The organism is Mesorhizobium sp. B264B1B (genome assembly GCF_020165765.1).
Lineage (GTDB): Bacteria > Pseudomonadota > Alphaproteobacteria > Rhizobiales > Rhizobiaceae > Mesorhizobium.
In genome coordinates, this window is sequence record NZ_JAIUIS010000004.1 from 88,741 (window position 1) to 114,653 (window position 25,913).

A 25,913-nucleotide genomic window follows, 5' to 3' on the forward strand; every position below is an offset into this window, starting at 1 on the left:
GGAGCGCGACAGGTTTCGTTCTGCCCGCCGCGTCTTCGGTGCCAGTCACACGGAGCCTATCGCCGGGCCTTTGACTTGTTCAGAGCGGCGGCGGCGTGGATAAGCGCCTTGAACGCTTCCTCGTCGACCTCCTCGCCCTCTTGGAAATCGATGGCGCGCCTGGTGTTTCCTTCCAGGCTGGAGTTGAACAGGCGCGACGGATCGGGCAGCGCCGCACCCTTGGCGAAGGTCAGCTTGACGACGTTCTTGTAGGTCTCGCCGGTGCAGATCATTCCGGCATGCTCCCACACCGGGACCCCGCGCCATTTCCACTCCTCCACGATCTCGGGGTCGGCCTGCCGGATCAGGCCGCGCAGCCGGCTCAGCATCTCGCCCCGCCAGTCGCCGAGTTCCTCGATCCTGCCGTCTATGAGCTGCGAAGGAGACCTGCCTTCTGGCGACCCGCTCTTCGTCATGTCCGTTCTCCTTCAGGCTTGAGGGCGGTCACCGCCCCGTCCGCCCGATCATAGGCGCTCTGTCGCGGGCGGCAAATCCGGGCCCGGCGTACAAATCTCACATTCGTTCGCCGGGCAATCGGCTCGCCTGTTTCACCCACTCGGTGAACTGGGCCTCGTCGAACTGGTCGTCCTCATGAATGTCAAGGTAACGCGTGTCCTTGCTTTTGGACTGGCCAGGCGGCACCGGGTCCAGCGACATGCCGCGGAAGAAGGCCACCTTTATGTATTTCGTGAAGCAATGAAAGCTGAGGAACCAGCCCTCGCCTTCCACGCCATAGAAGGGCGAGTTCCATTTGACGGCCTTGCGCACATCAGGCACGGCACGCTCGATGAGCGCGTCGAGACGGCTGCCGACCTCGCTCTTCCAGCCCTGCATGGCCGCGATATAGGCCTGCACGGGGGCGTTGCCTTCGCCCTTGGCGATCTGCGGGTTGCCGCCAGAAAGCAGGACCGGACCGGCGGTTGCAGGCCTGGCGGCGCCTTTAGCTGATTGTCCCTGCGTCTTCGCCATCCATCCCGTCCTTACTGGCTCGCGCGCTGCCGCCCGTTAAGCCGCTTGGCAGCGTATGGCAGCACGAACATGTAGAGGCCGCTGAACAGCAGCAGGAAAAGCGGCAGCAGCGGCGAATAGACCACCCAGGCAGGCGGCTGCCCCAAGCCCATGGCGACGAAGTTGGCGAGGACAGTCCCCGTGAAGATGATCGATAGCCAGCGATGCGTTTGCCGGACCCATTTGTTCCAATCCATGCTATCTCCTCTTGAAAAATGAACGAAACGCCGCTTACCAGCGCGCCAGCTGCGTGATCTGGATGAGGTTGCCGCAGCTGTCGTTGAGCTGCGCAATGGTGGAACCGGTCACTTCGGTCGGCGCCATGGCGAAGGCCGCGCCCCGCGCCTTGATGCGCTCGTGATCGGCCTTGATGTCGTCGGTGAAGAGCATCAGCGCCGGCTGGCCCTGTTTGAACAAGGCCTGCTGGTAGGCCTTGGCCGCCGGGTTGTCGTTCAGCGCAAGCTGCAGCTCGGTTCCCTCAGGCTCGTCCGGCGAGGCCACTGTCAGCCAGCGAAACGGACCGTTGCTGAAATCGGCCTTCTTGGTGAAGCCCAAGACGTCGGTGTAGAAGGCAAGTGCCTTCTCCTGGTCGTCCACATAGACGCGGGTCAATTTGATCTTCATCGCATGTCCTCCATAGGTTTTGTTGCGGCGGCCGCCTTCGAACAGCCTTGCCATGAACCCCGGCCGGCGGACTTCAGTCCGTCCGTGCCAGGAGCTCTTCCAGCTTCTCCAGGAATTTCGGCCATCCCATCTTGGCGCCGCCATAGGCCCGCCTCTGCTCGGGCCGGAAACCGGACTGCTCCATGCGCAGATGGGTCCCGGCAGGCGTCGGGGTGAGCGTGAAGGTCACCACGCTCCTGAGATCGAAGGCCGGGTCTTGGTGCGCGAGGTTCCAGGTGTAGGACAGCGTCTTGTGCGGCTCGACGGCAAGCACCTCGCAATCCAGCACGCCGCCCCAGGCGGTGCTGAGGTTGAAGCGATGGCCCACGACCGGATTTAAATCGTTCTTCATCAGCCACTCCTCAATCAGATGCGGTTGCGTCAGTGCGCGCCAGAGTTTTTCCGGCGGATGCGAAATCTGCCGCTCGACGACGACAGTGCGGGTCTCGGCGACACTGTCGTTCACTGGTCCATCCTTTTGAGCAGATCCTCGAGATCGTCGAACCGGCTTTCCCAGAACCCGGCCATCTCACGCGTCCAGTCCATCAGCGGCGCCAGCGCGCCGAGCTGCGCGCTGTAATGCGTCTGGCGGCCTTCATGGCGGTCGCGCACCAGCCCGGCCTGCTTCAGCACGCCAAGATGCTTCGACACGGCCGGCTGCGAGACCCCCGACTGGATCGTCAGCGCTCCCACCGTCTGCTCTCCCTGGCGGCACAGCCGTTCGAAGATGGCGCGCCGTGTCGGGTCGGCGAGCGTCCTGAAGAGCGCATCATGAGCATCCGGCATTTAATCGATAACCCGTTGGCTATTGATTAACGTATAACTGTCGGGATATGTATTCGTCAAGCGGAAGATTTGGAGGGGCGGGAAAGCGTCCGGAAACTTTCGGGTCGCGCTGCGCTGGGAACGCCGATCGCTAAACCGTGGCGTGGACGCGGTTGATCTCCTCGGCCACCAGCGCCTGCAACTGCCAAAGGTTGCGATCGCGAATGCCGCAGGCGTCGAGGTGGCGGATGGTCTCGAACAGATATTGCGCGCCCGAGCCCCAATGGCCGGCGGCCCGGGCCAGCGTCGCCGCGATCGCCCGTTTGTCCAGCCTGCCGACATAGCGCGCATTGGCGGGATCGACGACGAAGCCGAGCGCGCGGCACATGCCGCCCTCGGTCCTGACCCGCAGCCAGCGCGGCACGTTGACGGCGGGCAGGATGGTCATCTCGCGGCGCAGCAGCGCCTCGAGATTGTCGGCAACCGGCTCCGCGATCTCGAACACCATGCCCTGGCATTGGCCACCACGGTCGAGCGCCATCATCAGGCCGGGCTGCTCGATCGTGCCGCGAAACCGCTGCACGGTGAAGCAGAAAGAGCGGTGCCAGCCGGTCGCCACCGCGCGCTCGCCTCCCCTCACCTCGCCCGCCGGCTTCCATAGCAGCGAGCCATAGGCGAACAGTTTCAGCGGCCCGGCCGGCGCATCGGCCAGTATTTCATCGCTGAAACGCGCATAGTCGGCGTCGGTCATGTAGACCATGCCCGGCGTCGGCCCGGCATCCTCGACCGTGCGCAAGGTGCGGGCGACCAGCGCCTCCGTCAGCGCCATCGCCGCGCTTCGCGACGTAGATTGTGATCGTGCGGCGGATATCGGCCTGTTCATTTTCGTACTCCAGCCTCGCCGCCATGTTGCCCAAGGCAAAGGGATTCTCAAGAGCCAGAGCCACTCGGACGCTGACTCAGAAGCTGAGCGGACCTGCCCAAGCGTTTGAAAAGCCTCGGCGCACCGCCGTCGCGACAGAAGTGGCCGAAAGTCCGCCTGGGTCGGCGCCATCCGCCGCCGGCGGAACGAGATCGCGTTCGACGCGTTTCATTGGGTTGGGAGGGAACTATGAACGATGCGCCGGCAACGCCCATCGGCAGGACGCTTTCGCCCAGCGAAATGGTCACCGTGATGTCGCATTTCCATCGCGCCGAGATTGCGCGCATGGCGGGATGGCGCGACCGTATCGACAGGACCAGCAATTGGGCGATCACCGTCGTGGCCGCGATGCTGTCGGTGTCGCTGTCGACGGCCAGTGCCCATCACGGCGTGCTCCTGTTCGCCATGCTGCTGGTGCTGCTGTTGCTGTGGATCGAGGCGCGGCGCTACCGCTTCTTCGACGTCTACCGCGCCCGCGTGCGCCAGTTCGAGCGCCACTATTTCGCGCAGATCTTCTCGCCGCAGCCGGACTTCGCCTCGGACTGGCTGCTGATCGTCGGCGAAAGCCTGCGCACGCCGAAATTCCTGGTCTCGCAGCGGGTGGCGCTGGCGCGCCGTTTGCGCCGCAACTACATCCATATGATGCTGATCCTGCTGCTCGCCTGGATCCTCAAACTATCGACGCCCAGCCTGCTCGACAAGGCCGCGCCGGTGGGTTTCGTCGGCACATTGCGCGAGGCCGTCAGCGCCGCCGCCCTGGGGCCCGTGCCCGGCCTGGTCATCGTCACGCTGGTCGCCATCCTCTTTGCCGGCCTGCTGGCCGTCGCCTTGCTGACGCCCGACGACAACGGCGAACTCTCCTTCGGCGACGTGCATGTCTAGTCCGCGATGGACAAAAACGCTTTGCGAACAACCGGGTGAGACGCCATCCTGAATCAAACCGCGAATGAGCACCTGCTGCCAGCTTGGAAAATGGCCGCATGGATGCCATCTAGAGGGAGAGAGCCGGCCTCTGGGCGGCCAGCCACGGAGCATCGAAACAAGTGACGCAGCGAAGCGGCAGCGCCGACCTGCCGCTGCATGGCGGACGGGTCCCGAAATGGCTGGGCGACCGCATGACGCGGCTCGGCGCCGTGCTGTGCCAGGCGATCGTCCACCATTATGGCCGCGACGAGCTGCTGCGCCGGCTGGCGCATCCCTTCTGGTTCCAGTCCTTCGGTGCGGTGATGGGCATGGACTGGCATTCGTCCGGCATCACCACCAGCGTCATCGGCGCGCTGAAGCGCGGGCTGACGCCGCTGTCGGGCGAGCTCGGCATTCATGTCTGCGGCGGCCGCGGCGCTCATTCGCGCAAGACGCCGCACGAGCTGGAGATGATCGGCGAACGTGTCGGCTTCGACGGCGCGGCCCTTGCCACCGCCAGCCGCCTGGTCGCCAAGGTCGACAGCGCCGCCGTTCAGGACGGTTTCGACCTCTATCTGCACGGCTTCATCGTCACCGACGACAGCCGCTGGGTGGTCGTCCAGCAAGGCATGAACGGCGACAGAAGGCAGGCGCGCCGTTACCACTGGCTGTCGGAAGGGCTGAAGAGTTTCGTCGACCAGCCGCACGCGGCCATCGAGGGCGAGCGGCAGGGCGAGATCGTCAATCTCACCGACCATCGCGCCGAGGCGTCGCGCAGCGGCCAGCTCGATCTTCTGCGCCAGCTTGGTCCCGACCGGATCGTGCGCGAATTCGCCGCCATCGAGCCCGCGACGGCTTCGGCAAAGCGCGACAATGCACAGCCGATGCTGCCCAATCTGGTCATGCCGGCGCATCATGACGTGCGCGAAAGCGACATCGTCATGCGCCGGCTGCACGGCAACATCTCCGCCGCCATCGAGAGCGGCCCGACGGACTTTCCCGAATTGCTGCTGGTGCCGGGCGTCGGCGCCCGCACGGTGCGGGCGCTGGCCATGGTGGCGGAGGTGGTGCATGGCGCGCCCTGCCGCTTTTCCGACCCGGCGCGCTTCTCGCTGGCGCATGGCGGCAAGGACCGGCATCCCTTTCCGGTGCCGCTGAAGGTCTATGACGAAACCATCGCCGTCATGAAATCGGCAGTCGCCAAGGCCAAGCTCGGCCGCGAGGAGGAGCTAGCCGCCTTGCAGCGGCTCGACGGCCAGGCGCGGCGACTGGAGCGCTACGTCACCGGCCCGAGCCTGAAGGAGATCGTCGCCGGCGAGTTCGACCAGTCGCATCTGCTCGGCGGCCGCAGCGTCTTCGGCCCGGAGCCGCCGCCTGAAGGTGCTTTGCCGGAGGGCGCCAAGAAGTCGGGCTAGATCGCCGATCGCGGCCGCAACGCCGACAGTTGGCAAAGCAATCCGCGGGCGGCGTCCAGCCGGTAGATGGGCCTTTCTCCCCGTCACTATACGGGGAGAAATGTCCGGCAGGACAATGAGGGGCGGCGCCAAGGTTTCGGCAAATACCATCTGGATCCTGTATTTTTCCCATGTCGGCGCTGCCCTCATCCGTCTGCCGGCACCTTCTCCCCGTATAGAGACGGGGAGAAGAGGGCTGTCTTTTATGTCGGCACTTACCCCAACAGATCGGCCGGAACAGATTGGCCCGACCCGCCGCAACCTTGCGCGGCATTGCACGTTTATGCGCAGCGGACTTGATCCGCGTTGAGGGGTTGGATGATTAGGCACTGGCCGCAAACGAGATTTCTTCCTGCCATTCTCATCCCTTCCGCCGTCCTTGCCTCAGCAGGCCCGGCCTGGGCCGCCCAGGCAAGCAGCCACGCCGCGGGCATGGGCGGCTCGGCGGAGGGCGTTTTCGTCGCCGAGATCGTGCTTCTGCTTCTGGTCGGGCGCGGCCTGGGCGAAATCTTCCAGCGCTACGGCCAGCCGGCGATCATGGGCCAGCTGATCGGCGGCATCCTGCTCGGGCCTTCGCTGTTCGGCTGGCTCTGGCCCGGCGCGCAGCAGCTGATCTTCTCGACCGACCCCGCGCAGAAGAGCATGATCGAGGCGGTCTCGCAGCTCGGCGTCCTGCTGCTCCTGCTGCTCACCGGCATGGAGACGGACCTGCGCCTGGTGCGCCGGGTGGGCGCGGCGTGTTTTTCGATCTCGGCAACCGGCGTCGTCGTGCCCTTTGCCTGCGGTTTCGCGCTGGCGCAGTTCCTGCCCGACACGCTGCTGCCCGACCCCAGCGAGCGCGTCGTCGCCGGGCTTTTCCTTGGCACGGCCCTGTCGATCTCCTCGGTCAAGATCGTCGCCATGGTGGTGCGCGAGATGAACTTCATGCGCCGCAATCTCGGCCAGGTCATCATCTCCTCGGCCATCATCGAGGACACGATCGGCTGGCTGATCATCGCCGTCACCTTCGGCATCGCCACCAATGGCAGCCTCCAAATCGTGCCGCTGGTGGTGACGGTGGCCGAAGTGGCGCTGTTCATGGTGTTCTCCTTCACCATCGGCCGCCGGCTGGTGTTCACGCTGATCCGCTGGAGCAACGATTCCTTCCGCAGCGAATACGCCGTCATATCGGTCATCCTGATCATCATGGGCGTGATGGCGCTGATCACCAATCTGATCGGCGTCCATACCGTGCTCGGCGCCTTCGTCGCCGGCATACTGGTCGGCGAATCGCCGATCCTGTCCAGCCACATCGAGAGCCAGTTGCGCGGCGTCATCACCGCGCTCTTCATGCCGATCTTCTTCGGCATGGCCGGGCTTTCGGCCGACCTCACCGTGCTTGCCGACCCGACGCTGGCGCTGCTGACGCTGGCGCTGGTGCTCATCGCCAGCATCGGCAAGTTCGGCGGCGCCTTCATCGGCGGCCGCTTCGCCGGCATGACGCTGAAGGAGGCGACCGCCGTCGGCAGCGCCATGAACGCGCGCGGCTCGACCGAGGTCATCGTCGCCTCGATCGGCCTGTCGATGAACATCCTCTCCCACAACCTGTTCACCATGATCGTCACCATGGCGGTCATCACCACGCTCGCCATGCCGCCCATGCTGCGCTGGGCGCTCGGCCGGCTGCCCGTCGAAGACGCCGAGAAGCAACGGGTCGACCGCGAGCTGCTCGACGAGCGCGGCTTCGTCTCCAAGCTGGAGCGGCTGCTGCTGCTGGTCGACGACAGCCCGGTCGGCAAGTTCACCGCCTATCTCGCCGGCCTGGTCGGCGGCGGCAGCGGCATGCCGACCACGCTTCTCCACCTCAAGGACGGCAGGCTTGCCGGCCCGGCCCGCGACAAGGGCCCGGAGCGTGCCTTGAAGGAGGTCAAGAAGGGCGCCGCCAGAAGCGCCAAGGCGGTGAGCAAGGCCGAGGACACGCCGGTCGAGAAGGTGCATCTCACCGCCCGCAGCGAACGCGAAGCGACCGCGCGGACGATCGCCGAGGAGGCGCGCAAGGGCTATGGCCTGCTGCTGGTCGGGCTCGAGGCCATGCTGACCGAGAAGGGATCGTTCACCGAAGCACTCAACGACATGACGAGCGGCTTCGACGGTCCGCTCTGCCTGGTGCTGAACGGTGCCGGCGCCGGGGGCAAGATGCCGGTGCTGCGCGCGGGCACCACCATCCTGGTGCCCGTCAACGGCACGGAAGTGTCGCGCCGCGCCGCCGATTTCGCCCTGGCGCTGGCAAGGCCGCACCGGGCGCGGGTCAAGGTGCTCTATGTCTCGCAGGCGCGCAAAGGCGCCCGGCAAGGCACCGTTTCGCACCGCCGCGAGGAGGCGGTGCTCAAGGACGTCGTCGATCTCGCCGACCGCTACGGCGTCGCCGTCGACACCGCCATCCGCGCCCGCGCCACGCCCGACAAGGCGATCGCCAGGGAAGTGGCCAAGGGAGCGGCAATGGTGGTGATGGGCGTCACGCAGCGGCCGGGCGAGGAACTGTTCTTCGGCGACACCGCCATGGCGGTGCTGGCCGCCGTCGCCTGCCCCGTCGTGCTCGTGGCAAGCGACCGCATCCGCGCCGAAGCAAGGCCCGAGGCCGCGGCCGAAACCGGTGCCTGATGGCGGAGCCTATAGGCCGAAGAACTGCCTGCCGATCACATAGCCCAGCGCCACCACGGCCAGCGGAAACAAGGCCGGCGCGACCTTGCCGAGGGCCGAGCCTTGCTGTTCCTTTGGCGGCACATAGCGTGCATTGCCGAGATTCTTGGTCATTGCGTACCCCCGCGCGAACCAGTTCATTAGCAGATGCTTATTAACAGCACGGCCGAATTAACGGTTCGCGAAGAAATTCGCTCGAAAGCCGGCCATTTGAGCGGAGGGCTGGCGAATGCGGCTTGGCTCAGTCTCGATCTCGGAACCGGGTTTGCCTGCGGCCTCGCGCACCCGCCCGCGACTTCGGCCGTCGCGGCGGAGCGCTACGTCTGGCAAACCGCCATGACGAAGAACTCGCGGTAGCAGAAGTCCGGATCGTCGAGCAGGCGATCCGGCCGCTGCTTCAGGTCCCGCCAGTAGGCCTGGTCGGCATCAGGCAGGGCATAGCCCGGCGCGACGCTTGCAAAATAGGCCAGCAGGTCGCGAACATAGTCGCGCGTGAAGCGAGGCGCGGGCGCCCAGCGCTCGACCAGCCAGCCCTTGCGGCTGACGACCTCCAGGCCAGCCTGGCGCAGGCGCGCCGGAAGCGTCGAACCGCAATCGGTGCCGAGCACGCCCCGGTCGCGAAATCCCTGGAGCCTGGCTGCCATGAAGCGCGCCAGCAGCGCCCGGTCCATGGGCAGGATCTGCAGGATGGTCGAATCGAAATCCTTGACGGCGAAGATGCCGCCCGGCTTCAGCACGCGCCTGGCCTCGCCGACGGCAAGCTCGAACTCGGCCGGCGTCAGATACTGCATGACATTGCCGGACCAGACGCAATCGAACGATGCGTCGGCGAATGGCAGCGACAGGATGCTGCCGACATACGTGGCGATTTCCGGCGGCTCGGACAGCGTGCCCGCGAGCGCCTCGACCCGGGCGATGTTTTCGGGCGCGAGGTCAAGTGCGGCGATGAAGCCGGAGGGGCCGACGGCGCTGGCGATGAGCGGCAGGAAGCCGCCGCTGCCGCAACCGGCATCGAGCACGCGCCAGCCCGGGCGGATGCCTGCATCGAGCAAGGCCGCCTCATATTCAGGGCGCGACGATTCGAAATGAAGATCGAGCCAGCCAGCCTCGCTCGCTTCGTGGCCGGTGGACGTTTCGTTCCTGGCAGACAAATGATGACCCCCCAATGGCGCGGCACGGATAGAAGCGCACCGAGCGGCATCACGCAATGCCCTGCGAAGCTAAGTGCAGCTAGCGCCGGTCATTGCCCTCGTCAGTTGACGGCCAGATGGACAAGATGCGCTGCAAGCCGGCCGCACGACGTTGATTGCGCTTACCCAAAAGCAGACATCTGAATGCGGCATCGCGTTGTAGGCGCTGCAAGCGATCCGCAATCTGGACCGCCAACTCGCACGGCTGAGCATCCACCGCCATGCGGCGGACCTGTGGCCAACGAGAAGGTCGAACCGGGCCTTGTCATCGCCTGCTGGAAACGCGCCGGCTGATCACGGCTACAGACAACGCCTCCGTGCTTCGGCTAGAGTTTCGCCAGACAACAGGCGGAGGGGAGCATCGGGATGGGCAAAGCCAGTTCAACGCCGGCCGGGCAGCCCCGGCCGCTCGCCGAGATCGCCAGCTACCACGCCCACATCTACTATGATGGAGAGGCGCAGCGGCAGCACGCCGAATGGCTGCGCGAGCGCATCGGCGAACGCTTCCGCGTGCGCCTCGGCAAGGACAAGGCGGATGAGCGATCGAGGTGAATACGGAGTCGACGCTGGGAGTTTAGTGACGGCGCCATCGGCAAGGTATAGCTGACCTTAATCTTGAACACTGAAAATTGCGTTTGCCTACAGGGTGATGTGGCGCCGAGAGTTTGATTCCCAAATTTGGCTTTCTCGGGTCGAATTCTGAACGACTGCTTTGCGCGTCATGATATCGGCGCCATTGTCCAGGCGACGCTAAACTGACTTCACTCGGGCCGACGCACTGCGGATTGAATCATTCTGTCTGGCAGTCTTTCGCCAGTGCAGTTGCTTAGCGATAGCGAATAATGCCAAATAAGCTCCAAGATCATTTGCGAGGGGGACCAATGGCAGAAGCAAAGCCGAACCAAGCAGCGGCACCAGGCATCACCGGACCAGAGGCAAAGACCGCTTCCGCCGCACGACGGGAAATACCCGGAGGGCTACCCTATCTCGCCGCTAGCGGAACACTCAAAAAGATATTGGAACGGATCACAGAGGCAGCTCAGCCGCCCAAGTTCAATTCCGACTTTCTTGAGAATGTCCTAAAGCTCAAGGGTGGCGCCGGCAGGGCTATCCCACCAATCTTGAAGAAGCTTGGGATGCTCAGCACGGATGGCGTACCCACGGACCTGTATGCCAAATTTCGCACGGAGAGCGGGAGAGGCCGGGCAGCTCATCAAGCATTGCGCAACGGTTTCCCTGAAATCTTCAAGCGAAGCGACTACGCCCACACTGTGCCAGACAATAAGCTCCGTGACATAATCGTTGAGATCACCGGCCTCAAACCCAACGACAAGGTGGTCCAGGCGATCAAGGGAACGTTCAGCGCCGTGAAGTCCTTTGTGCCCACTGACTTGGACATAACAGGGGAAGATATTGATATTGGCGCGGGCTTCGATGAGGGACAAATTAATTCAATGGGATCTATGCCCGGTAGCTTTGGCGCGGGTAGTTCTAGCAATGGCGGTATACGCCTCGCCTACAACATCAATATCGTACTGCCGGAAACGTCAGACTTGAAAATCTTAAACGCGATCTTTCGAAGCATCAAAGAGAACTTGATGCAATGACCGTCGAAAACCAGGTTGAGCTTTTCATACTCAAATGTGCAGCCCTCAAGATCGCAGCCGATGAACTGAACCCCACCAAAGATTTTGCGGATACGCCGGCACCGGATGAACAGACGATCAAATCATCAATCTCACAATTCTCGGAAGATGTCCGGACCAACGCGGTGAGAATGGCTGAGCATTACAAACTATTCTACATGCTTGAAAACGACATCCGGAAGCTGATCGACGAGACTCTAACGGAAGAATTTGGCCCGGTCTGGTGGGAGGAGCATAGTCCACCGTCAGCGAAGGAGGAATGCAGGAACAACCAGCAGCGTGAGCAGGAAGCCGGCTTCACTCCACGATCTGATAATGAACTAGATTATGTAACCTTCGGGCATCTTGGGGACATCATCCGCCATAACTGGCCGCTGTTTGGAGGGATCCTGAGCAATCAAAAAGCAATGGGCCGAGTGATGTACTCGCTCAACAACTTGCGTGGGCCGATTGCTCACTGTGGGTTGTTAGCAGAGGATGAGGTCGACCGCCTACGCCTGACAGTAAAGGACTGGTTCCGCCTACTCGAAGGCCCGAAGTAGCCCCCAGATGGGCGTTAACCGTCACGGTGGACATCTCACTGCGCTATCAGAAGTTTAATGGGATATGGGCAGCACGCGCCAATGACCGCGGCAGCCCGCGCAGTGCGACGGATCAAATTGGTACGGCAGGGTAGCACAGCGGTCTGGTTCGCGTAGGGGGGACGAAATGAGACTTACCATCACAGATGTCACCGAGATGAGTACTGGGAATTATTGCGTCGCAGGATGGTGCACGCACACGCAGCAAATGATTCGCCCGCTTCCGGGCGGTGCCAATTGGACGCTAGCGCGACTACAGAATCATGGTGTGGTGCCGGGTGCGACGGTCCAATTCCAACCGACCGGACAAGCGCACACGGGTGCTTTTCCGCATAGCACAGAAGACATTCTTGTCGACGTGAACGCTATCCAGCTTGTAAATGCCGGACCAATCAACTGGATTGGAGCAGGTTCCCCGGCCATTTTCGGGACAGTGGCTGCAGCGTTCGATAACCATGTGGAGAACAACAATCAATGGAATAGTGTTCTCCAAGGCGTTTATGTGCCTGCCGGGGCTCAAACTCGATCACTCGGCGCGATTCAGGTCGACAGAGATGCGATTGAATTGGTTGAGAGCTTCGAGAAACTGAAAGCAGTCGTCGATGATGGCCATCGTGAGTACCAACTGGCAGTCTCAAGCAAGGTACTGAAGGAAGCTTGGAGGCAGGGTGGGCTTAATGCAGCCCGCCAAGCATTGCCCGAAGCCGCGCGCTACCATGTGCGGTTAGGTTTGGCTCGACCATTCGGTAATCCGGCGGACAAATGCTATATGATGGTCAACGGCGTTCACGGATAGCTCATGTCGGACAAAATTGTTTATACCATTGGTCACTCAACGCTGAGTTATGAGCGGTTCTTGACGCTTCTCCGGAAAGCGGATGTCACTGCGGTAGCTGACGTGCGCAGCGCTCCCTACTCCCGTCATTTCCCTCACTTCAGCCAAGACCTACTCAAGAGCGAACTCCAGATGGATGGCATAGCTTACTCTTTTCTGGGTAAGGAACTCGGAGGGCGCCCAAGCGGCAGTCAGTACTTTTGTGAAGGGGTGGCGGACTACGAGTCCATGGCAAAGGCTCCAGAGTTTCATGAAGGCCTAAAAAGGGTCATGGACGGTTCGGTGAAGTACCGCATAGCCTTGATGTGCTCAGAGCGCGACCCGCTAGACTGCCACCGATGCCTCTTGGTTGGGCGAGCGCTTTCCGAACAGGGCGTTGTGGTTAAGCATATTCTTCCTGACGGCAATGCCATTGATCAGGAAGGAATCGAACAACGGCTTCTGAAATCCAATGATCAGCAGGAGATGGATCTTGGTAACGGCAACCGAACAAAGCTGGCGGATGCCTATCGCGCACGCGCCCGAAGAGTCGCCTACGCAGAGCAACCGCAATCTGCGCAGCGGCGCACAGCGGCGAGTTGATGATGCACTCGATTCCCGTCTCTACCATTGGCTTCACCAAGTCGACTGCTGAGCGTTTCTTCGAGCGGCTGCTTAACGCAAATGTAAAGAAACTGATCGACGTACGGCTCAACAACACCTCTCAGCTGGCTGGTTTCGCCAAGGCGGAAGACTTGGCGTATTTCCTCAGAAAAATTGGTGGCATTCAGTACGTACATCAGCCGATGCTTGCGCCGACAGCGAACATTCTCGATGCATATAGGAAAGAGAAAGGCGACTGGAGCGCTTACGAAAAGCAGTTCACTCAGCTGCTGGAAAGCCGAAAAATCGAAGATCGCTTACGGCCCGACATGTTCGATGGAACATGCCTACTATGTTCTGAGGCAACGCCACATCATTGTCACCGGCGCCTAGTCTGCGAGTATCTAAACTCAAAATGGGGCTCACCCCTCAAAGTCCGACACCTGTAAGTAGGCCTTTAGGAATGATGTAAGCGCCGCAACATTTCTACTTTTTGGCCATTCCGAGATCATTCCGAGCAAAAATATCAGTGAGCATAAACAGCACGGCTGTAGGTTCAGGCCCTTCTCACCCCCCCGCCAACCGCGGCAGCAGAAAAATCTCCGCCCCCGGCGGCAGCTTCTTCCCCCACGTATCCCGGTAAATCACCCCGTCGATCGCCACCGCGATCCCCCGATCAATCAACGGCTCGAGGCCGGGATACTGTTCAGCCAGTTTCCTGAACAGCTCCCTGATGTCCTTGGCCTCGACCTCGACCTTGCTCTGGCCTCCGGCGGTCGCGGCAAGCGCCCCCCAGAGCGTCACTTGCACCATCAGCCTTCCCGTTCCGCCTCGATCGCCGCCAGGATGCGCGGCGGCGACATCGGGATGTGGGTCATGCGCACGCCGGCGGCGTTCGAGACCGCGTTGGCGATCGCCGCCAGCGGCGGCACGATCGAGGTTTCGCCGACGCCGCGCACGCCATAGGGGTGGTTGGGGTTGGGGATTTCCAGGATCTGCGTGTCGATCATCGGCAGGTCGGAACACACGGGGATGCGGTAGTCGAGGAAGCCGGCGTTCTGCAGCCGCCCGTCCTTGCCGTAAATATACTCCTCGTTGAGCGCCCAGCCGATGCCTTGCGCTGCACCGCCCTGATACTGGCCCTCGACATAGGTCGGGTGCACCGCCTTGCCGGCATCCTGCACCACCGTGTAGCGGATCACCCTGGTCGAGCCGGTGTCGGGGTCGACCTCGATGTCGCATATATGGGTGGCGAAGGAGACGCCGGCGCCGTCCGCGACGAGCTCGCTATGGCCGGCGATCGGCCCGCCGGTCTTGCCGGATTGCGCCGCGATCTCCTTCAGCGACAGCTTGCCGAGATTGCCGTGCTTCTCCCCCTTGGCCACCGCATGGCCCTGTTCCCACACCACGTCGTCGACGGAAATGTCCCACATCTGCGCGGCGCGCTCGCGCAACACCTTGATGGCGTTGCGGGCGGCCGAGATGGTCGCCATGGAGGAGGAGAAGGTGCCGCGGCTGCCGTCGGTCATGTCGTTGTAGCCGAGGCTGGAGGTGTCGGCGACGACGGCCTTGACCTGCGAATAATCGATGCCCAGCTCCTCCGCCGCCACCAGCGACAGCGAGGCGCGGGAACCGCCGACATCGACCGTGCCGACGGCAAGCGAGACCGAGCCGTCCATGCCGATGTTGAGGTCGGTACAGGTCTGGCCGCCGAAATTGAACCAGAAGCCGCAGGCCATGCCCCTGCCCTGGTTCTTACCAAGCGGCGCCTTCATGTGCGCATGGTTTTTCACCGCCTCCAGCGTCGGGCCGATGCCGATGGGGCCATAGACCGGGCCGTAGGACGATCGCGTGCCTTCCTGCGCGGCGTTCCTGATGCGGAAGTCTACGGGGTCCATGCCGATCTCCTTGGCGAGCTCGTCGACGGCGCTTTCCACCGCGAAGGCCGCCATCGGCGCCGACGGCGCGCGGTAGGCCGCGGTCTTCGGCCGGTTGACCAGCACTTCGTAGCCGACGGTCTTGACGTTCTCCAGCCTGTAGCAGGCAAACGCCGTCATGGCGCCGATCTCGGCCCAGGTGCCTGCATAGGGGCCGCTGGTGTAGCGCAGCGTCGCTTCCGCGGCGGTGATCGTGCCGTCCTTGCGGGCGCCGATCTTGACGTCGATCGATGTGGCGCTGGTCGGGCCCGAGGCGCGAAAAACCTCGTCGCGGGTCATCACCAGCTTCACCGGGCGGCCGGCCCTGCGCGACAGAGCGAGCGCCACCGGCTCGGCCCAGACATGGGTCTTGCCGCCGAAGCCGCCGCCGATCTCCGACGAGGTGACGCGCAGCTTCGAGGCTTCCATGCCCAGCAGCTGGGCGCAATGCTGGCGATAGACGAAATGCCCTTGAGTGCACACCCACAGGTCCGCCGTGCCGTCGGAGCTGACGTTGGCCACGCAGGCATGCGGCTCGATATAGCCCTGGTGCGTCTGCTCGGTCTTGAAGGAGCGCTCGACGATGAAGTCGGCCGCCCCAAAACCCTGATGCACGTCGCCATGGCCGAACTGGCTGCGCTTGGTGACGTTGGACGGCTTGACCGGCTTTTCCTCCAGCCCCTCGGTGAAGATGGTCTCGTTGATCAGCGGCGCGTGGTGCTGCATCGCCTCGTCGACATCGGTGACATGCGGCAGCACCTCATAGTCGACCTCGATCAGCTTCAGCGCCTGCCTGGCGGTGCGGGCGTCGATCGCGGCGACCGCGGCCACCGCATGGCCGTCATAGAGCGCCTTGGTGCGCGCCATGCAATTGTCGAGGATGTCGTACATGGCGGCATCGCCGTCAGTGAGGTCGGGCAGGTCGGCCGCGGTGATCACCGCCTTCACGCCGGCGAGCTTTTCCGCCTTCGAAGTGTCGATCTTCCTGATCTTGGCGTGCGCGTGCGGGCTGCGCAGCACACGCCCGACCAGCTGGCCGGCCATGTTGAAGTCGGCGCCGTAGCGGGCGCGGCCGGTCACCTTGTCGACGCCATCGGGACGGATGGGACGCGTGCCGACCGAAGCGAAATTGCGATTGGAAAAACGCGGATCGAAATTCATCGTCAGGCTCCCTTCATCACGCTTGCCGCGTCCTGGACGGCGCGCACGATCTTGTCATAGCCGGTGCAACGGCACAGGTTCCCGGCCAGCCCGAAGCGGATCTCCTCCTCGGTCGGGTCGGGATTCTTGGCCAAAAGGTCCTTCGCCGCGATCAGGAAGCCCGGCGTGCAAACGCCGCATTGCAGCGCGGCGTGCTCCAGGAACTTCTGCTGCAGCGGATGCAACCGGTCGCCATGCGCCATGCCCTCGACGGTCTCCACGCGGCGCCCTTGCGCCTCCGCGCCCAGCACCAGGCACGAGCACACCAGCCGGTCGTCGAGGATGACGCTGCAGGCACCGCAATCGCCGGTGCCGCAGCCTTCCTTGGCGCCGGTCAGCCCGAGCCGGTCGCGCAGCACGTCGAGCAGCGTCTCGTCGGGCTGGCAGAGATACTCGACGCTGTCGCCGTTGATTGTGGTTGAAACTGCTACACCGGCCATCACTTGCCTCCTGCACGCTTGTAGGCTGACGTGGCGGCCCGCCTGGCCAGCACGCCCGCGACTTTCCGTCTGAACTCGATCGTGCCCCGCTTGTCGTCGATGGGCCGGCAGGCCCCGGAGCAGACCTTGGCGAGCCGCTCGAGGGCTGCTTCGTCCAGCGTCCTGCCGATGAGGGCCTCGGCGGCCTCCTGCACCAGAAGCACCGTGGGCGCGGCGGCGCCCAGCGCCACGCGGGCAGCCTTGACGACACCTTGCTCGTCGAGCGTCAGGTTCACGCCGGCGCTGACCACCGCGATATCCATCTCGGTGCGGGGAATGAACCTGAGATACGCGTCGCCCGAGCGCGGCGCTTGGCTGTCGAGCAGGATCGCCTCGATGATCTCGCCCTTGGCGAGCGACGTCTTGCCCGGTCCGGTCGGCACGGCTTCCACGGCAATGGTGCGCCGGCCCGCGGGCCCGACGATCACCGCCCTGGCGCCGGCCGCCACCAGCGCCGGCACGCTGTCGGCCGCCGGCGAGGCGTTGCACAGATTGCCAACGATGGTGCAGCGTCCCTGCACCTGCTTCGAGCCGATCAGCTTGGCCGCCTCGACGACGCCCGGCCAGGCCTTCTTCAGGGCCGCGTTCTCTCCCAGCACCGCGCAGGGAACCGCCGCACCGATGCTGAAGCCGTCGGCCGTCTCCCTGATTTCGCTCAAGGCAGTGATCGCCTTGATGTCGACGATCAGTTCGGGTTCGATGAAGCCGCCCTTCATCCTCACCAGCAGGTCGCTGCCTCCGGCGAGAATGGCCGCCGTTCCGGCCGATCCGGCCAACTGGCCAACGGCATCTTCGATTGAAAGTGGACGTATGTAGCGCATCGTCTCCCCTTGGTCACAGCGATCTCAGCGACCGTTATAAACAGTCTCCTCATAATGGCTATCCGGTTCGTCATTTTCGACGATTGGGCCAGCCGCCGCAAAATCGAGTCCCAACCCAGGCTGAACTGGCGTAAGCCAGTCGCGCAGGCCGCGGCCGAGGCTCTGAAAAAATTCCGGGAGCCGGTGTCGGACTGGCCGGGCCCCGCTCGTCCTTGGGGCATCGAACAGGCATTATGAAAGGATATGATATGCCCGGCACCGTACGTTTGCACCGTGTTCTCACCACCAGCCCGGAAAAAGTCTATCGCGCCTTCGTCGAGGCCGACGCGCTGGCGAAGTGGCTGCCGCCGAACGGCTTCACCTGCACGGTTCATCACTTCGAGGGCAAGGTGGGCGGCACGTTCAAGATGTCGTTCCGCAACTTCACCACCGGCGACAGCCATGCCTTCGGCGGCGAGTATCTCGAACTCGTTCCCGGTGAGCGCCTGCGCTACACCGACAGGTTCGACGACCCCAATCTGCCGGGCGAGATCCAGGTGACCGTCACCCTGAAAAAAGTATCTGTCGGCACCGAGATCGACATCACCCAGGCCGGCATTCCCGACGTCATCCCGGTCGAGGCCTGCTATCTCGGCTGGCAGGAGTCGCTGCGGAACCTGGCAAAGCTCGTCGAGCCCGAGATAAATCAATAGGCCAGACGGTGGCGGTTTCAGCCATTTGCCGCTAGTTATCCTTCCGACGCGCCCGGTCGATCGGGCGCGTCGTGAGCGATACAGCGGAGGCCAAAATCATGACTCTCACCAACCGGGACATCGTCGAGCTGACCGAATGGCGGCGCAAGTTGCACCAGCAGCCGGAAATCTCGAACGAGGAGGAAAAGACGGCAAAAGCCGTCGTCGACTTCCTCGCCGATACCAATCCCGACAAGGTGCTGACCGGATTGGGCGGACATGGTGTCGCGGCCGTCTACGACAGCGGCAAAAACGGACCAACCGTCCTGTTTCGTTCGGAACTCGACGCGCTGCCCATCGAGGAACTGTCCGGCGTGCCGCATGCCTCCCGCGTGCCGGGCAAGTCGCATATGTGCGGCCATGACGGACACACCGCGATCCTGGCGGCGCTCGGACGCCAGCTCGGGCGCGAGCGGCCTGCAAGCGGTCGCGTCGTGCTGATGTTCCAGCCGGCGGAAGAAACCGGCAATGGCGCCGCCGGTGTCGTCGCCGACCCCCGTTTCGGCGAGATCGCGCCCGATTTCGCCTTTTCGCTGCACAATCTGCCCGGCGTGCCGTTCGGCGAGGTGCGGCTCAAGCCCGGCGTGGTCAACTGTGCCTCGCGCGGCATGCGCATCGTGCTGGAGGGCAAGACCGCGCATTCCTCCATGCCCGAGACCGGAATTTCGCCGATGCCGGCGATCAGCGCGTTGATGCCTGCCCTGCCCGCGCTCGGGCACGGAACTTTCGCCGACGACGATTTCGGCATGGTCACCGTGACCCACGCCGAGATGGGCGAAGCCGCGTTCGGCATCGCGCCCGCCCACGCCGAGGTCTGGGCGACGCTGCGCACCAGGCGCGACGAGCGCATGGCGGATCTGTGCGCCGCCGCGGAAGCGCTGGTCACGAAGATCGCGGGCCAGCATCGCCTGTCCGCAAGCTGGGACTACCACGAGATCTTCGTCGCCAGCGTCAACGCGCCGGACGCGGTGGAGCATCTGCAACGCGCCCTCGACGAAGAGGGCGTCGCGCACACGCAAGAAGCCCTGCCGATGCGCGCCTCGGAGGATTTCGGCTTGTTCGGCCACAGCGCGACGTCGGCCATGTTCTTCCTCGGCGCCGGCGAGCGCCACCCTGCCCTGCACAATCCCGACTATGATTTCCCCGACGACTTGATCCCGATCGGGTCGAAGATCTTCATGCGCACGGCGCGCAACTTGCTGGGGTGAAATAGGCCGGATGGCCGATCGGGGCGAGCCGGCACGCCACGCCCGGGCTGTGGTGGCATGGCTCGCTAAACGTCGAGAACGACCGTCATTCCACGGACCTCGGCCATCTCGAGCAGCAGGTCCTGCAGGCTGTCCTCGGTCACCGTCTCGCCGGTTCGCTCCAGCAATTCCTCGATGCTTTCCTTCATTGAAAGGGCGGCAACCCCGGTTTTTTCGGAGAGCAGCCGCCCTATGGCAGCGCGGATCAGGGCATTCTGGTCAGGCATGATCCCCCTTTCATGCTGGGGCGGCGGCATGAGTTTTCTTCAATGCATGCTTCTGCCGCAACTTCTGCGAGCTTCAGCTTAAGCTTGCAAGTCGCCTTGAGGGACGGATATTCACTATTTGGCGAATAGTTGCCCAAGGACGACACCAGAGGCGCAACTCCTCGTTGCCGGATCCGGACCTCGCCATTCCAGAGGGCACCTGACGCGCCGTCTCTATTAGAGGTTGCATCGGTCAGCCGCTTTTTGCCAACCGGGATATGCAACCGCGGCACCGCGCCCGACCCGCCAGGACCACCGTCAATCGCGATTGGCCCTTGCCGAAGCCGGCGGCCTCGCTCATCCATGCCTGGAAACGATCGCCAGGGGCCAGAAGATGATCGATGCCAGCTTTCACATCGTCGAAGCGACGATCGAACAGTTGCGGCGCGCACTCAACGACGGCACGGTGAGCAGCGTCGAACTTGTCGGTGCTTATCTCAGGCGCATCGCGCATTTCGACCGGCACGGCATCAGCCTCAATGCGGTGCCGGTTCTCAATCCTGATATGTTCGAGGAAGCCGCGGCTTCGGACCGGCGCCGCAGTCTGGACAAGACGCTCGGCCCGCTCGATGGCATTCCCTACACCGCCAAGGACAGCTACAAGGTGTCCGGCTTGACTGTTGCCGCCGGCTCGCCGGCCTTCGAGCATCTCATCGCCAACGAGGACGCCTTCACCGTCGCCCGGCTGCGCGCCGGCGGCGCGGTGCTGATCGGCCTCACCAACATGCCGCCCATGGCCAATGGCGGCATGCAGCGCGGAGTCTATGGCCGCGCCGAAAGCCCCTACAATGCCGATTACCTGACCGCCGCCTTCGCGTCCGGCTCCTCGAATGGCTCGGGCACCGCGACAGCGGCGAGCTTCTGCGCTTTCGGGCTTGGCGAAGAAACCTGGTCGTCCGGCCGTGCGCCGGCCACCAACAACGCGCTGGTAGCCTACACGCCGTCGCGCGGTGTCATTTCGGTGCGCGGCAACTGGCCCCTGGTGCCGACCATGGATGTCGTCGTGCCGCACACGCGTAGCGTGCCCGACATGCTCGAATTGCTGGATGTGATCGTCGCCGACGATCCCGAGACGCGGGGCGATTTCTGGCGCGCGCAGCCCTGGATCGCGCTGCCGAAGAGTTCCGAAATCCGGCCGCCGTGCTATACCGATCTGGCGCTAGCGGGGTCGCTGAAAGGCATGCGGCTTGGCGTACCCAGAATGTATATCGGCCGCGACAGCGGCGCCGACCGGCGGATCGAAACCCGCGCCTCCGTGCTTGATCTCTGGGAGCAAGCGGCGGCGGACCTGAGACGGCTTGGAGCCGAGGTGATGGAGGTCGATTTTCCTGTCGTCTCCAACTACGAGCGCGATCGCCCCGGCGCGCGCACCATGGTCGACCGCGCTCTGGTGCCGCCGGACTTCGCCGATCGCGAGATCTGGGACCTCTGCATCTCAGCCTGGGATGATTTTTTGCGCGCGAACGCCGATCTGAACATCCCCGATCTCGTTTCGGTCGACGGCCCGAAAATCTTTCCGCAGCCACCGGGCACGCTGCCCGACCGTTATGAAGGCGGTTTCGACTTGGCACAGTATGTCGAGCGCGCGAAATCAGGCGTCACGCCGTTCCGGGCCATTCCGACGATGGAGGACGGGCTGAAAGGGCTGGAAGCGACGCGGCGGCTCGATTTCGAGGACTGGCTGGACGCGAACAGGCTTGATGCCGTCGTGCTGCCTGCCGTCGCCGATGTCGGGCCCGCCGATGCCGACATCACTGAGGCCTCCGCCGCGCTTGCCTGGCGCAACGGCACCTGGGTCGCCAACGGCAATCTGGTGTGGCGGCATTTCGGCATCCCGACCGTTACCGTGCCGATGGGCACCATGGCCGACATCGGCATGCCGGTCGGCCTGACCTTCGCCGGCAAGGCCTATGACGATGAAAGGCTGTTGCGCATGGCCGGCGACTTCGAACGCTCCACGCAGCGCCGCACCCAGCCGCCGCGCACGCCGGAACTGGCAGACGATGTGTTTTCGCGCCGGGCCAATCAAGCCGGCAATGGCAAGGCGCCTACGCTCGCGATCAAGCTTGCGGCCGAGACGCGCGACAGCGGCGATCAGGACGAGATCGTCATCACGCTCGACCTCCCCGTCGACGCAACCGAGACGGAGCACGCCAGCATCAAGGTGCACGTCAACGGAGATGCCGTCGCGATGCGCCGAGCCGGCGCGCGTCTGACCGGCCGGGCGTTTGTCCCGGCCGCGGAGCATCAACGGATCCACAGCGTCTGGCGCGGCCCCTACGGCTCGATCGTCACGGCGGTGATGCGGCTGCGGGATGGACGCAGCGCGGGCGCCTATGTGGTCACCGGCGGGATTGAATGACGATGAGCCCACGCGGGCCAATTTCGCGCCGGGCTATGTGAACCTGCGAAATTATGAGGAGCCAGCCATGATCAAGGTCAAACAACTCGCCCATGTCTGCATCTTCGCCAATGATCTGGACGAGACACGGCGCTTCTACGAGGATGTCCTGGGCATTGATATCCAGTTCAAATTTCCTGCGCGACGGAAAGATTTTCGGTTTCTACCTTAATTGCGGCGGCCGCAGCCATATCGAGGTTTTTCACAAAGAGGGTGCGCGGTTCGGTGAGACGAACCAGATCAACCATTTCTGCCTGGAGGTGGAGGATATCGACGCCGCAATCGCACATATTGCGTCCAGGGGCGTGGAGGTCACCGCGAAAAAACTCGCCTGCGACGACACCTATCAGGCTTGGCTGCGCGACCCCGACGGCGTGAAGATCGAACTGTTCGAATACACCGGCAAGAGCGCGCAATTCACAGGCGGCGATCGCGTCGCCGATTGGTAGGCTGTCGCGGTTTCAGTGGGCAGCTACCCCCGCGCGGCCCAGAGCAAACCACGCTCGACGATGACAGCCATTTCCGGCATCGCGAACTCATCCGCCGTGTGTCCGAGCGAACTGTAGAAGACCTTGCCTGCGCCATATCTTCGCTTCCAGACAACCGGCATGTCGACGCCGCCGATGCCCGGGAAATGCTCGTCGGTGAAGGTGGTCGTCGCCAGCACCTCGTTGCTCGGGTCGACATGCATGTAGTACTGCTCCGACCGGTAGGCGAAGTCGCTGATGCCTCTCGTGATCGGATCGTCCGGTTTGGTGATGACCACGCGATAGTCGATGATGTCGCCGGGATGCGCGACCCATTGGCCGCCGGTCATGAACTGATAGTCCGGCTCGTTGCGGAAACTGTCGCCCATCGTGCCGTGGGAAACCGCCGAGTCCCGTTCCCTGTCGAACCGCGCGCGTCAGATTCTGCAGCTCGGACTTTTCGATCTTCGACATGGTGATGACGGGCACGATGAGATCGAATGAGTTCAACTCCGGATCGGCAAACATTCCCGTGCCCTCGCCGAGCGTGACCGTGTATCCACATTGCGCTCCAGCATGTCGCGCACCACAGTGGCGCTGCGCTGGGGCGTATGGCCTTCCCACCCACCCCAGGCAATCAAGGCCTTCTTTGCCATGCAGTGAACCTCCTGAACTGTCCGCAGCAGCGATGGTTACACGGCTCGGCTGTCAGCGCCAACCCAGCGCCGGCGCGACATGGGTCAGGATCGCCTCGATGGCATGGGCGTTGTAGTCGACGCCGAGTTGGTTGGGCACGGTGAGCAGCAGCGTGTCGGCCTCGGCGATCGCCTCGTCCTCGGCCAACTCCTTGATCAGCACGTCCGGCTCGGCGGCGTAGCTGCGCCCGAAGATCGCCCGCGTGTTTTCCTCGATGAAGCCGATCTGGTCGCGGCCCTCATTGCCGCGCCCGAAATAGGCGCGGTCCCGGTCGTCGACCAGCGCGAAAATGCTGCGGCTGACCGAGACGCGCGGTTCGCGTTCATGGCCGGCCGCCTTCCAGGCCTCGCGATAGATCCGGATCTGCTCGGCCTGCTGGATATGGAAGGGCTTGCCGCTTTCGTCGAATTTGAGGGTCGAGCTCTGCAAATTCATGCCCAGCTTCGCCGCCCACTCCGAAGTGGCGTTGGTGGCGGCACCCCACCAGATGCGCTCGCGCAGGCCTTCAGAATGCGGCTCCAGGCGCAGCAAGCCGGGCGGGTTGGGAAACATCGGCCGCGGATTGGGCTGGGCGAAGCCCTCGCCGCGCAGCGTGTCGAGGAAGACCTCGGCGTGATGCCGCGCCATGTCGGCGTCGCTTTTGCCTTCCTGCGGCGCGTAGCCGAAATAGCGCCAGCCATCGATCACCTGTTCGGGCGAGCCCCGGCTGATGCCGAGCTGCAGGCGCCCGCCTGCGATGATGTCGGCGGCACCCGCGTCCTCCGCCATGTAGAGCGGATTCTCGTAGCGCATGTCGATGACCGCCGTGCCGATCTCGATGTGGCTGGTCTTGGCGCCGACCGCCGCCAGCAGCGGAAATGGCGAGGCGAGCTGTCGGGCAAAATGGTGGACGCGGAAATACGCGCCGTCAGCGCCGAGTTGCTCGGCCGCGACGGCGAGATCAATGGATTGCAACAGCGCGTCCGACGCCGAGCGCACCTGCGATTGCGACGAGGGCGTCCAGTGCCCGAATGACAGGAAACCGATTTTTTTCATGGCCCTGACGTATATACCGGCGACACGTGCTTCAATGCCAAAAGAGCAGGGTTACACACCGTCGCCCCTGCGTGACACCAAAAGTGTGCCTTACCGAAAGTTTGAATGCCGTGGAGGGTGGAATGCTCAGGGGAATCCGCATCGTCGAGATCGAGGCGTTGGGGCCGGCGCCCTTTGCCGGCATGCTGCTCGCCGATCTCGGCGCCGACGTGATCGTCGTCCACCGCAAGCATGCATCCGTGCCGGGCCTTCCCGAGCGCTCGCTGCTCGATCGCGGCAAGCGCTCTATCGCGCTCGACCTCAGGGATGCCGGGGACGTTGCCGTGCTGATGCGCTTGATCGCCACCGCGGACGGCCTGATCGAGGGCTTCCGGCCGGGCGTGATGGAGCGTCTCGGGCTTGGTCCAGATGTGTGTCTGGCCGCCAACCCTCGCCTGGCCTATGGCCGCACGACCGGCTGGGGGCAGGAAGGCCCGCTCGCCCGCACCGCCGGCCACGACATGAACTATACCGGCGTGTCGGGCGCACTCTGGTATGCTTCCCTGCCGGGCGAGCCGCCAATGGCGCCGCCGACGCTGGTCGGCGACATAGGCGGCGGCGCGCTCTATCTGGTGATCGGCATGCTGGCCGCCATCATGAACGCCCGCGCCTGTGGCGAAGGCACGGTCGTCGACGCGGCGATCGTCGACGGCTCGGCCCACATGATGAATCTTTTGATGTCCCTCGCACAATCCGGCGTGCTTGCCGCCGAGCGTGGCCGGAGTCTTCTGGACGGACCGCATTGGTGCCGCGTGTACCGCACGGCAGATGGCGGCTTCATCAGCGTCCAGTGCGTCGAGCCGAAATTCTATGCGCTGTTCCTCGACAGGCTTGGCCTGGGCGGCGATCCGCAGTTCGCCGCTCAGTTCGACCGCGGCCTCTGGCCTGAGCTCGGCAGCCGGCTGGAAGCGATCTTTGCCGAAAAATCCCGAGACGAGTGGATGAAATTGTTCGAGGGAACGGATGCCTGCGTCGGGCCTGTGCTCAGCCCGCATGAGGCGGCGCTGCATCCGCACATGGCCGCACGCGGCTCCTGGTTGGTCGAGAATGGCGCCCTCCAAGCTGCCTCCGCCCCCCGTTTTTCCAAACGGACGGCAAAGGCACCGGCGAAAAGCCCGGCACGCGACGAACATGGTGCGGAGATTCGTGCCGAACTTGCGGATCCAACCGTAAGTCGTTGAATAGGCAGTTTTCGGCTACCCGCCTTTGGCTGAGGAAATCGCCGACTGGCCTGCGCCCGACTCGGACCGAAGACGATATCGTGGCGGCACTCGCTCGGCAGCCGCGGGCGGGATACTTGAAAGACAGCTCGTATGCCAGTATACGAGCTGTCTTTCATTAGGAGGCT

The 25,913-nt window shown here is 63.7% G+C and carries 29 protein-coding genes and 2 pseudogenes; 15 read left to right on the forward strand and 16 right to left on the reverse strand.

The annotated features are described in order from the left end of the window. Nucleotides 1-56: 56 nt before the first annotated feature. The 7 genes from LB547_RS09665 to LB547_RS09695 all read right to left on the reverse strand — a co-directional run bounded on the left by LB547_RS09665 (nucleotide 57) and on the right by LB547_RS09695 (nucleotide 3,358). Nucleotides 57-455 (reverse strand): DUF1801 domain-containing protein, encoded by a 399-nt coding sequence (locus LB547_RS09665; protein WP_140516262.1) that lies wholly within the window; start codon nucleotides 453-455, stop codon nucleotides 57-59. A gap of 97 nt (nucleotides 456-552) precedes the next feature. Then, nucleotides 553-1,008, reverse strand: a complete 456-nt coding sequence (locus LB547_RS09670; RefSeq protein ID WP_140759628.1) for a DUF1801 domain-containing protein — start codon at nucleotides 1,006-1,008, stop codon at nucleotides 553-555. An 11-nt stretch (nucleotides 1,009-1,019) separates the two neighbouring features. Further along, on the reverse strand, nucleotides 1,020-1,244 hold the full coding sequence (locus tag LB547_RS09675) for a hypothetical protein (protein WP_140499210.1): 225 nt from the start codon (nucleotides 1,242-1,244) through the stop codon (nucleotides 1,020-1,022). Between the two features lie 34 nt (nucleotides 1,245-1,278). Further along, nucleotides 1,279-1,671, reverse strand: a complete 393-nt coding sequence (locus LB547_RS09680; protein ID WP_140516267.1) for a VOC family protein — start codon at nucleotides 1,669-1,671, stop codon at nucleotides 1,279-1,281. A 73-nt stretch (nucleotides 1,672-1,744) separates the two neighbouring features. Beyond that, the gene (locus tag LB547_RS09685; RefSeq protein ID WP_140556318.1) at nucleotides 1,745-2,176 is read right to left on the reverse strand and encodes an SRPBCC family protein; all 432 of its coding nucleotides are present in this window, start codon (nucleotides 2,174-2,176) and stop codon (nucleotides 1,745-1,747) included. Then, nucleotides 2,173-2,496 (reverse strand): ArsR/SmtB family transcription factor, encoded by a 324-nt coding sequence (locus LB547_RS09690; RefSeq protein ID WP_140499215.1) that lies wholly within the window; start codon nucleotides 2,494-2,496, stop codon nucleotides 2,173-2,175. Before LB547_RS09690 ends, LB547_RS09685 begins: the two co-directional genes overlap by 4 nt. Before the next feature lie 130 nt (nucleotides 2,497-2,626). Continuing rightward, the gene (locus LB547_RS09695) at nucleotides 2,627-3,358 is read right to left on the reverse strand and encodes a gamma-glutamylcyclotransferase (RefSeq protein ID WP_140685637.1); all 732 of its coding nucleotides are present in this window, start codon (nucleotides 3,356-3,358) and stop codon (nucleotides 2,627-2,629) included. 228 nt (nucleotides 3,359-3,586) lie between these two features. Here LB547_RS09695 and LB547_RS09700 point away from each other — a divergent pair, with 228 nt between their 5' ends. The 3 genes from LB547_RS09700 (at nucleotide 3,587) to LB547_RS09710 (ending at nucleotide 8,394) form a co-directional block, all read left to right on the forward strand. Next, entirely contained in the window at nucleotides 3,587-4,279 is a 693-nt protein-coding gene (locus tag LB547_RS09700; RefSeq protein ID WP_140759625.1) for a DUF2270 domain-containing protein, read from the forward strand. Between the two features lie 161 nt (nucleotides 4,280-4,440). Then, nucleotides 4,441-5,715: a DUF763 domain-containing protein gene (locus tag LB547_RS09705; RefSeq protein ID WP_140759622.1), complete on the forward strand. Its 1,275-nt coding sequence runs from the start codon at nucleotides 4,441-4,443 to the stop codon at nucleotides 5,713-5,715. Nucleotides 5,716-6,072: 357 nt separating this feature from the next. After that, nucleotides 6,073-8,394 (forward strand): cation:proton antiporter, encoded by a 2,322-nt coding sequence (locus tag LB547_RS09710; protein WP_140759619.1) that lies wholly within the window; start codon nucleotides 6,073-6,075, stop codon nucleotides 8,392-8,394. Nucleotides 8,395-8,403: 9 nt separating this feature from the next. On the opposite strand, the gene LB547_RS09715 is transcribed toward LB547_RS09710, so the two are convergent. Further along, entirely contained in the window at nucleotides 8,404-8,547 is a 144-nt protein-coding gene (locus LB547_RS09715) for a hypothetical protein (protein WP_181168574.1), read from the reverse strand. Between the two features lie 203 nt (nucleotides 8,548-8,750). After that, nucleotides 8,751-9,584, reverse strand: coding sequence for a methyltransferase domain-containing protein (locus LB547_RS09720; RefSeq protein ID WP_224655843.1), 834 nt, complete (start codon nucleotides 9,582-9,584; stop codon nucleotides 8,751-8,753). A 405-nt stretch (nucleotides 9,585-9,989) separates the two neighbouring features. Between LB547_RS09720 and LB547_RS09725 the strand changes: the two are divergent. The 6 genes and pseudogenes from LB547_RS09725 to LB547_RS09750 form a co-directional block, all read left to right on the forward strand. Then, nucleotides 9,990-10,145: pseudogene (locus tag LB547_RS09725) on the forward strand (aromatic ring-cleaving dioxygenase); the annotation flags it as partial. A gap of 359 nt (nucleotides 10,146-10,504) precedes the next feature. After that, nucleotides 10,505-11,230, forward strand: a complete 726-nt coding sequence (locus LB547_RS09730; RefSeq protein ID WP_140759617.1) for a DUF5343 domain-containing protein — start codon at nucleotides 10,505-10,507, stop codon at nucleotides 11,228-11,230. Continuing rightward, nucleotides 11,227-11,811: a Swt1 family HEPN domain-containing protein gene (locus LB547_RS09735; RefSeq protein ID WP_140759614.1), complete on the forward strand. Its 585-nt coding sequence runs from the start codon at nucleotides 11,227-11,229 to the stop codon at nucleotides 11,809-11,811. The genes LB547_RS09730 and LB547_RS09735 overlap by 4 nt, the downstream gene beginning before the upstream one ends. A 166-nt stretch (nucleotides 11,812-11,977) precedes the next feature. Next, a complete protein-coding gene (locus tag LB547_RS09740; RefSeq protein ID WP_140759610.1) occupies nucleotides 11,978-12,646 on the forward strand; it encodes a hypothetical protein in 669 nt (222 codons plus the stop codon). 3 nt (nucleotides 12,647-12,649) lie between these two features. Continuing rightward, nucleotides 12,650-13,267 (forward strand): DUF488 family protein, encoded by a 618-nt coding sequence (locus LB547_RS09745; protein WP_140759607.1) that lies wholly within the window; start codon nucleotides 12,650-12,652, stop codon nucleotides 13,265-13,267. Continuing rightward, nucleotides 13,267-13,716, forward strand: coding sequence for a DUF488 family protein (locus LB547_RS09750; protein WP_140759603.1), 450 nt, complete (start codon nucleotides 13,267-13,269; stop codon nucleotides 13,714-13,716). The genes LB547_RS09745 and LB547_RS09750 overlap by 1 nt, the downstream gene beginning before the upstream one ends. A gap of 118 nt (nucleotides 13,717-13,834) precedes the next feature. Here LB547_RS09750 and LB547_RS09755 read toward each other — a convergent pair whose 3' ends face one another. From LB547_RS09755 to LB547_RS09770, 4 genes are read right to left on the reverse strand one after another with little or no spacing between them, the layout of a single operon-like run. Further along, complete coding sequence (locus LB547_RS09755; RefSeq protein ID WP_140552045.1) at nucleotides 13,835-14,080, reverse strand: MoaD/ThiS family protein; 246 nt, start codon at nucleotides 14,078-14,080, stop codon at nucleotides 13,835-13,837. After that, nucleotides 14,080-16,344 (reverse strand): xanthine dehydrogenase family protein molybdopterin-binding subunit, encoded by a 2,265-nt coding sequence (locus LB547_RS09760; protein WP_140759600.1) that lies wholly within the window; start codon nucleotides 16,342-16,344, stop codon nucleotides 14,080-14,082. Before LB547_RS09760 ends, LB547_RS09755 begins: the two co-directional genes overlap by 1 nt. Before the next feature lie 2 nt (nucleotides 16,345-16,346). Next, nucleotides 16,347-16,823 carry a (2Fe-2S)-binding protein gene (locus LB547_RS09765; protein ID WP_140517305.1) on the reverse strand — a complete coding sequence of 159 codons (477 nt, stop codon included), beginning with the start codon at nucleotides 16,821-16,823 and terminating at the stop codon, nucleotides 16,347-16,349. Then, on the reverse strand, nucleotides 16,823-17,683 hold the full coding sequence (locus tag LB547_RS09770) for an FAD binding domain-containing protein (RefSeq protein WP_140759597.1): 861 nt from the start codon (nucleotides 17,681-17,683) through the stop codon (nucleotides 16,823-16,825). The genes LB547_RS09765 and LB547_RS09770 overlap by 1 nt, the downstream gene beginning before the upstream one ends. Before the next feature lie 248 nt (nucleotides 17,684-17,931). On the opposite strand from LB547_RS09770, the gene LB547_RS09775 reads away from it, so the two are divergent. Both LB547_RS09775 and LB547_RS09780 read left to right on the forward strand, forming a co-directional pair. Beyond that, a complete protein-coding gene (locus tag LB547_RS09775) occupies nucleotides 17,932-18,375 on the forward strand; it encodes an SRPBCC family protein (protein ID WP_140499234.1) in 444 nt (147 codons plus the stop codon). A 98-nt stretch (nucleotides 18,376-18,473) separates the two neighbouring features. Continuing rightward, complete coding sequence (locus LB547_RS09780; protein WP_140759594.1) at nucleotides 18,474-19,622, forward strand: amidohydrolase; 1,149 nt, start codon at nucleotides 18,474-18,476, stop codon at nucleotides 19,620-19,622. A gap of 65 nt (nucleotides 19,623-19,687) precedes the next feature. Here the strand turns inward: LB547_RS09780 and LB547_RS09785 are convergent, their stop codons facing one another. After that, nucleotides 19,688-19,888, reverse strand: coding sequence for a hypothetical protein (locus LB547_RS09785; protein ID WP_140759591.1), 201 nt, complete (start codon nucleotides 19,886-19,888; stop codon nucleotides 19,688-19,690). Nucleotides 19,889-20,261: 373 nt separating this feature from the next. Here LB547_RS09785 and LB547_RS09790 point away from each other — a divergent pair, with 373 nt between their 5' ends. From LB547_RS09790 to LB547_RS09795, 3 genes are all read left to right on the forward strand, one after another. Next, entirely contained in the window at nucleotides 20,262-22,289 is a 2,028-nt protein-coding gene (locus LB547_RS09790) for an amidase (RefSeq protein ID WP_140759588.1), read from the forward strand. 67 nt (nucleotides 22,290-22,356) lie between these two features. Next, a complete protein-coding gene (locus LB547_RS32310; RefSeq protein WP_263483105.1) occupies nucleotides 22,357-22,500 on the forward strand; it encodes a VOC family protein in 144 nt (47 codons plus the stop codon). Then, nucleotides 22,445-22,777, forward strand: coding sequence for a VOC family protein (locus LB547_RS09795; protein ID WP_246678558.1), 333 nt, complete (start codon nucleotides 22,445-22,447; stop codon nucleotides 22,775-22,777). Before LB547_RS32310 ends, LB547_RS09795 begins: the two co-directional genes overlap by 56 nt. Nucleotides 22,778-22,800: 23 nt before the next feature. On the opposite strand, the pseudogene LB547_RS09800 reads toward LB547_RS09795, so the two are convergent. Both LB547_RS09800 and LB547_RS09805 read right to left on the reverse strand, forming a co-directional pair. After that, a pseudogene (locus tag LB547_RS09800) lies at nucleotides 22,801-23,451 on the reverse strand (ThuA domain-containing protein). 52 nt (nucleotides 23,452-23,503) lie between these two features. Beyond that, nucleotides 23,504-24,526, reverse strand: a complete 1,023-nt coding sequence (locus LB547_RS09805; RefSeq protein WP_140622805.1) for an LLM class flavin-dependent oxidoreductase — start codon at nucleotides 24,524-24,526, stop codon at nucleotides 23,504-23,506. Between the two features lie 122 nt (nucleotides 24,527-24,648). On the opposite strand from LB547_RS09805, the gene LB547_RS09810 reads away from it, so the two are divergent. Beyond that, nucleotides 24,649-25,746, forward strand: coding sequence for a CaiB/BaiF CoA transferase family protein (locus LB547_RS09810; RefSeq protein WP_140759585.1), 1,098 nt, complete (start codon nucleotides 24,649-24,651; stop codon nucleotides 25,744-25,746). The last annotated feature ends 167 nt before the right edge of the window (nucleotides 25,747-25,913 follow it).

Excerpts from the sequence above, each read along its gene's own strand:
- LB547_RS09785 (WP_140759591.1), bottom strand. The coding sequence starts at position 19,888 with ATGCCTGACCAGAATGCCCTGATCCGCGCTGCCATAGGGCGGCTGCTC.
- LB547_RS32310 (WP_263483105.1), top strand. The coding sequence starts at position 22,357 with ATGATCAAGGTCAAACAACTCGCCCATGTCTGCATCTTCGCCAATGAT.
- LB547_RS09680 (WP_140516267.1), bottom strand. The coding sequence starts at position 1,671 with ATGAAGATCAAATTGACCCGCGTCTATGTGGACGACCAGGAGAAGGCA.
- LB547_RS09810 (WP_140759585.1), top strand. The coding sequence starts at position 24,649 with ATGCTCAGGGGAATCCGCATCGTCGAGATCGAGGCGTTGGGGCCGGCG.
- LB547_RS09775 (WP_140499234.1), top strand. The coding sequence starts at position 17,932 with ATGCCCGGCACCGTACGTTTGCACCGTGTTCTCACCACCAGCCCGGAA.
- LB547_RS09695 (WP_140685637.1), bottom strand. The coding sequence starts at position 3,358 with ATGAACAGGCCGATATCCGCCGCACGATCACAATCTACGTCGCGAAGC.
- LB547_RS09790 (WP_140759588.1), top strand. The coding sequence starts at position 20,262 with ATGATCGATGCCAGCTTTCACATCGTCGAAGCGACGATCGAACAGTTG.
- LB547_RS09760 (WP_140759600.1), bottom strand. The coding sequence starts at position 16,344 with ATGAATTTCGATCCGCGTTTTTCCAATCGCAATTTCGCTTCGGTCGGC.
- LB547_RS09755 (WP_140552045.1), bottom strand. The coding sequence starts at position 14,080 with ATGGTGCAAGTGACGCTCTGGGGGGCGCTTGCCGCGACCGCCGGAGGC.
- LB547_RS09805 (WP_140622805.1), bottom strand. The coding sequence starts at position 24,526 with ATGAAAAAAATCGGTTTCCTGTCATTCGGGCACTGGACGCCCTCGTCG.
- LB547_RS09765 (WP_140517305.1), bottom strand. The coding sequence starts at position 16,823 with ATGGCCGGTGTAGCAGTTTCAACCACAATCAACGGCGACAGCGTCGAG.
- LB547_RS09700 (WP_140759625.1), top strand. The coding sequence starts at position 3,587 with ATGAACGATGCGCCGGCAACGCCCATCGGCAGGACGCTTTCGCCCAGC.
- LB547_RS09665 (WP_140516262.1), bottom strand. The coding sequence starts at position 455 with ATGACGAAGAGCGGGTCGCCAGAAGGCAGGTCTCCTTCGCAGCTCATA.
- LB547_RS09675 (WP_140499210.1), bottom strand. The coding sequence starts at position 1,244 with ATGGATTGGAACAAATGGGTCCGGCAAACGCATCGCTGGCTATCGATC.
- LB547_RS09780 (WP_140759594.1), top strand. The coding sequence starts at position 18,474 with ATGACTCTCACCAACCGGGACATCGTCGAGCTGACCGAATGGCGGCGC.
- LB547_RS09740 (WP_140759610.1), top strand. The coding sequence starts at position 11,978 with ATGAGACTTACCATCACAGATGTCACCGAGATGAGTACTGGGAATTAT.
- LB547_RS09710 (WP_140759619.1), top strand. The coding sequence starts at position 6,073 with ATGATTAGGCACTGGCCGCAAACGAGATTTCTTCCTGCCATTCTCATC.
- LB547_RS09735 (WP_140759614.1), top strand. The coding sequence starts at position 11,227 with ATGACCGTCGAAAACCAGGTTGAGCTTTTCATACTCAAATGTGCAGCC.
- LB547_RS09690 (WP_140499215.1), bottom strand. The coding sequence starts at position 2,496 with ATGCCGGATGCTCATGATGCGCTCTTCAGGACGCTCGCCGACCCGACA.
- LB547_RS09730 (WP_140759617.1), top strand. The coding sequence starts at position 10,505 with ATGGCAGAAGCAAAGCCGAACCAAGCAGCGGCACCAGGCATCACCGGA.
- LB547_RS09770 (WP_140759597.1), bottom strand. The coding sequence starts at position 17,683 with ATGCGCTACATACGTCCACTTTCAATCGAAGATGCCGTTGGCCAGTTG.
- LB547_RS09745 (WP_140759607.1), top strand. The coding sequence starts at position 12,650 with ATGTCGGACAAAATTGTTTATACCATTGGTCACTCAACGCTGAGTTAT.
- LB547_RS09715 (WP_181168574.1), bottom strand. The coding sequence starts at position 8,547 with ATGACCAAGAATCTCGGCAATGCACGCTATGTGCCGCCAAAGGAACAG.
- LB547_RS09670 (WP_140759628.1), bottom strand. The coding sequence starts at position 1,008 with ATGGCGAAGACGCAGGGACAATCAGCTAAAGGCGCCGCCAGGCCTGCA.
- LB547_RS09750 (WP_140759603.1), top strand. The coding sequence starts at position 13,267 with ATGATGCACTCGATTCCCGTCTCTACCATTGGCTTCACCAAGTCGACT.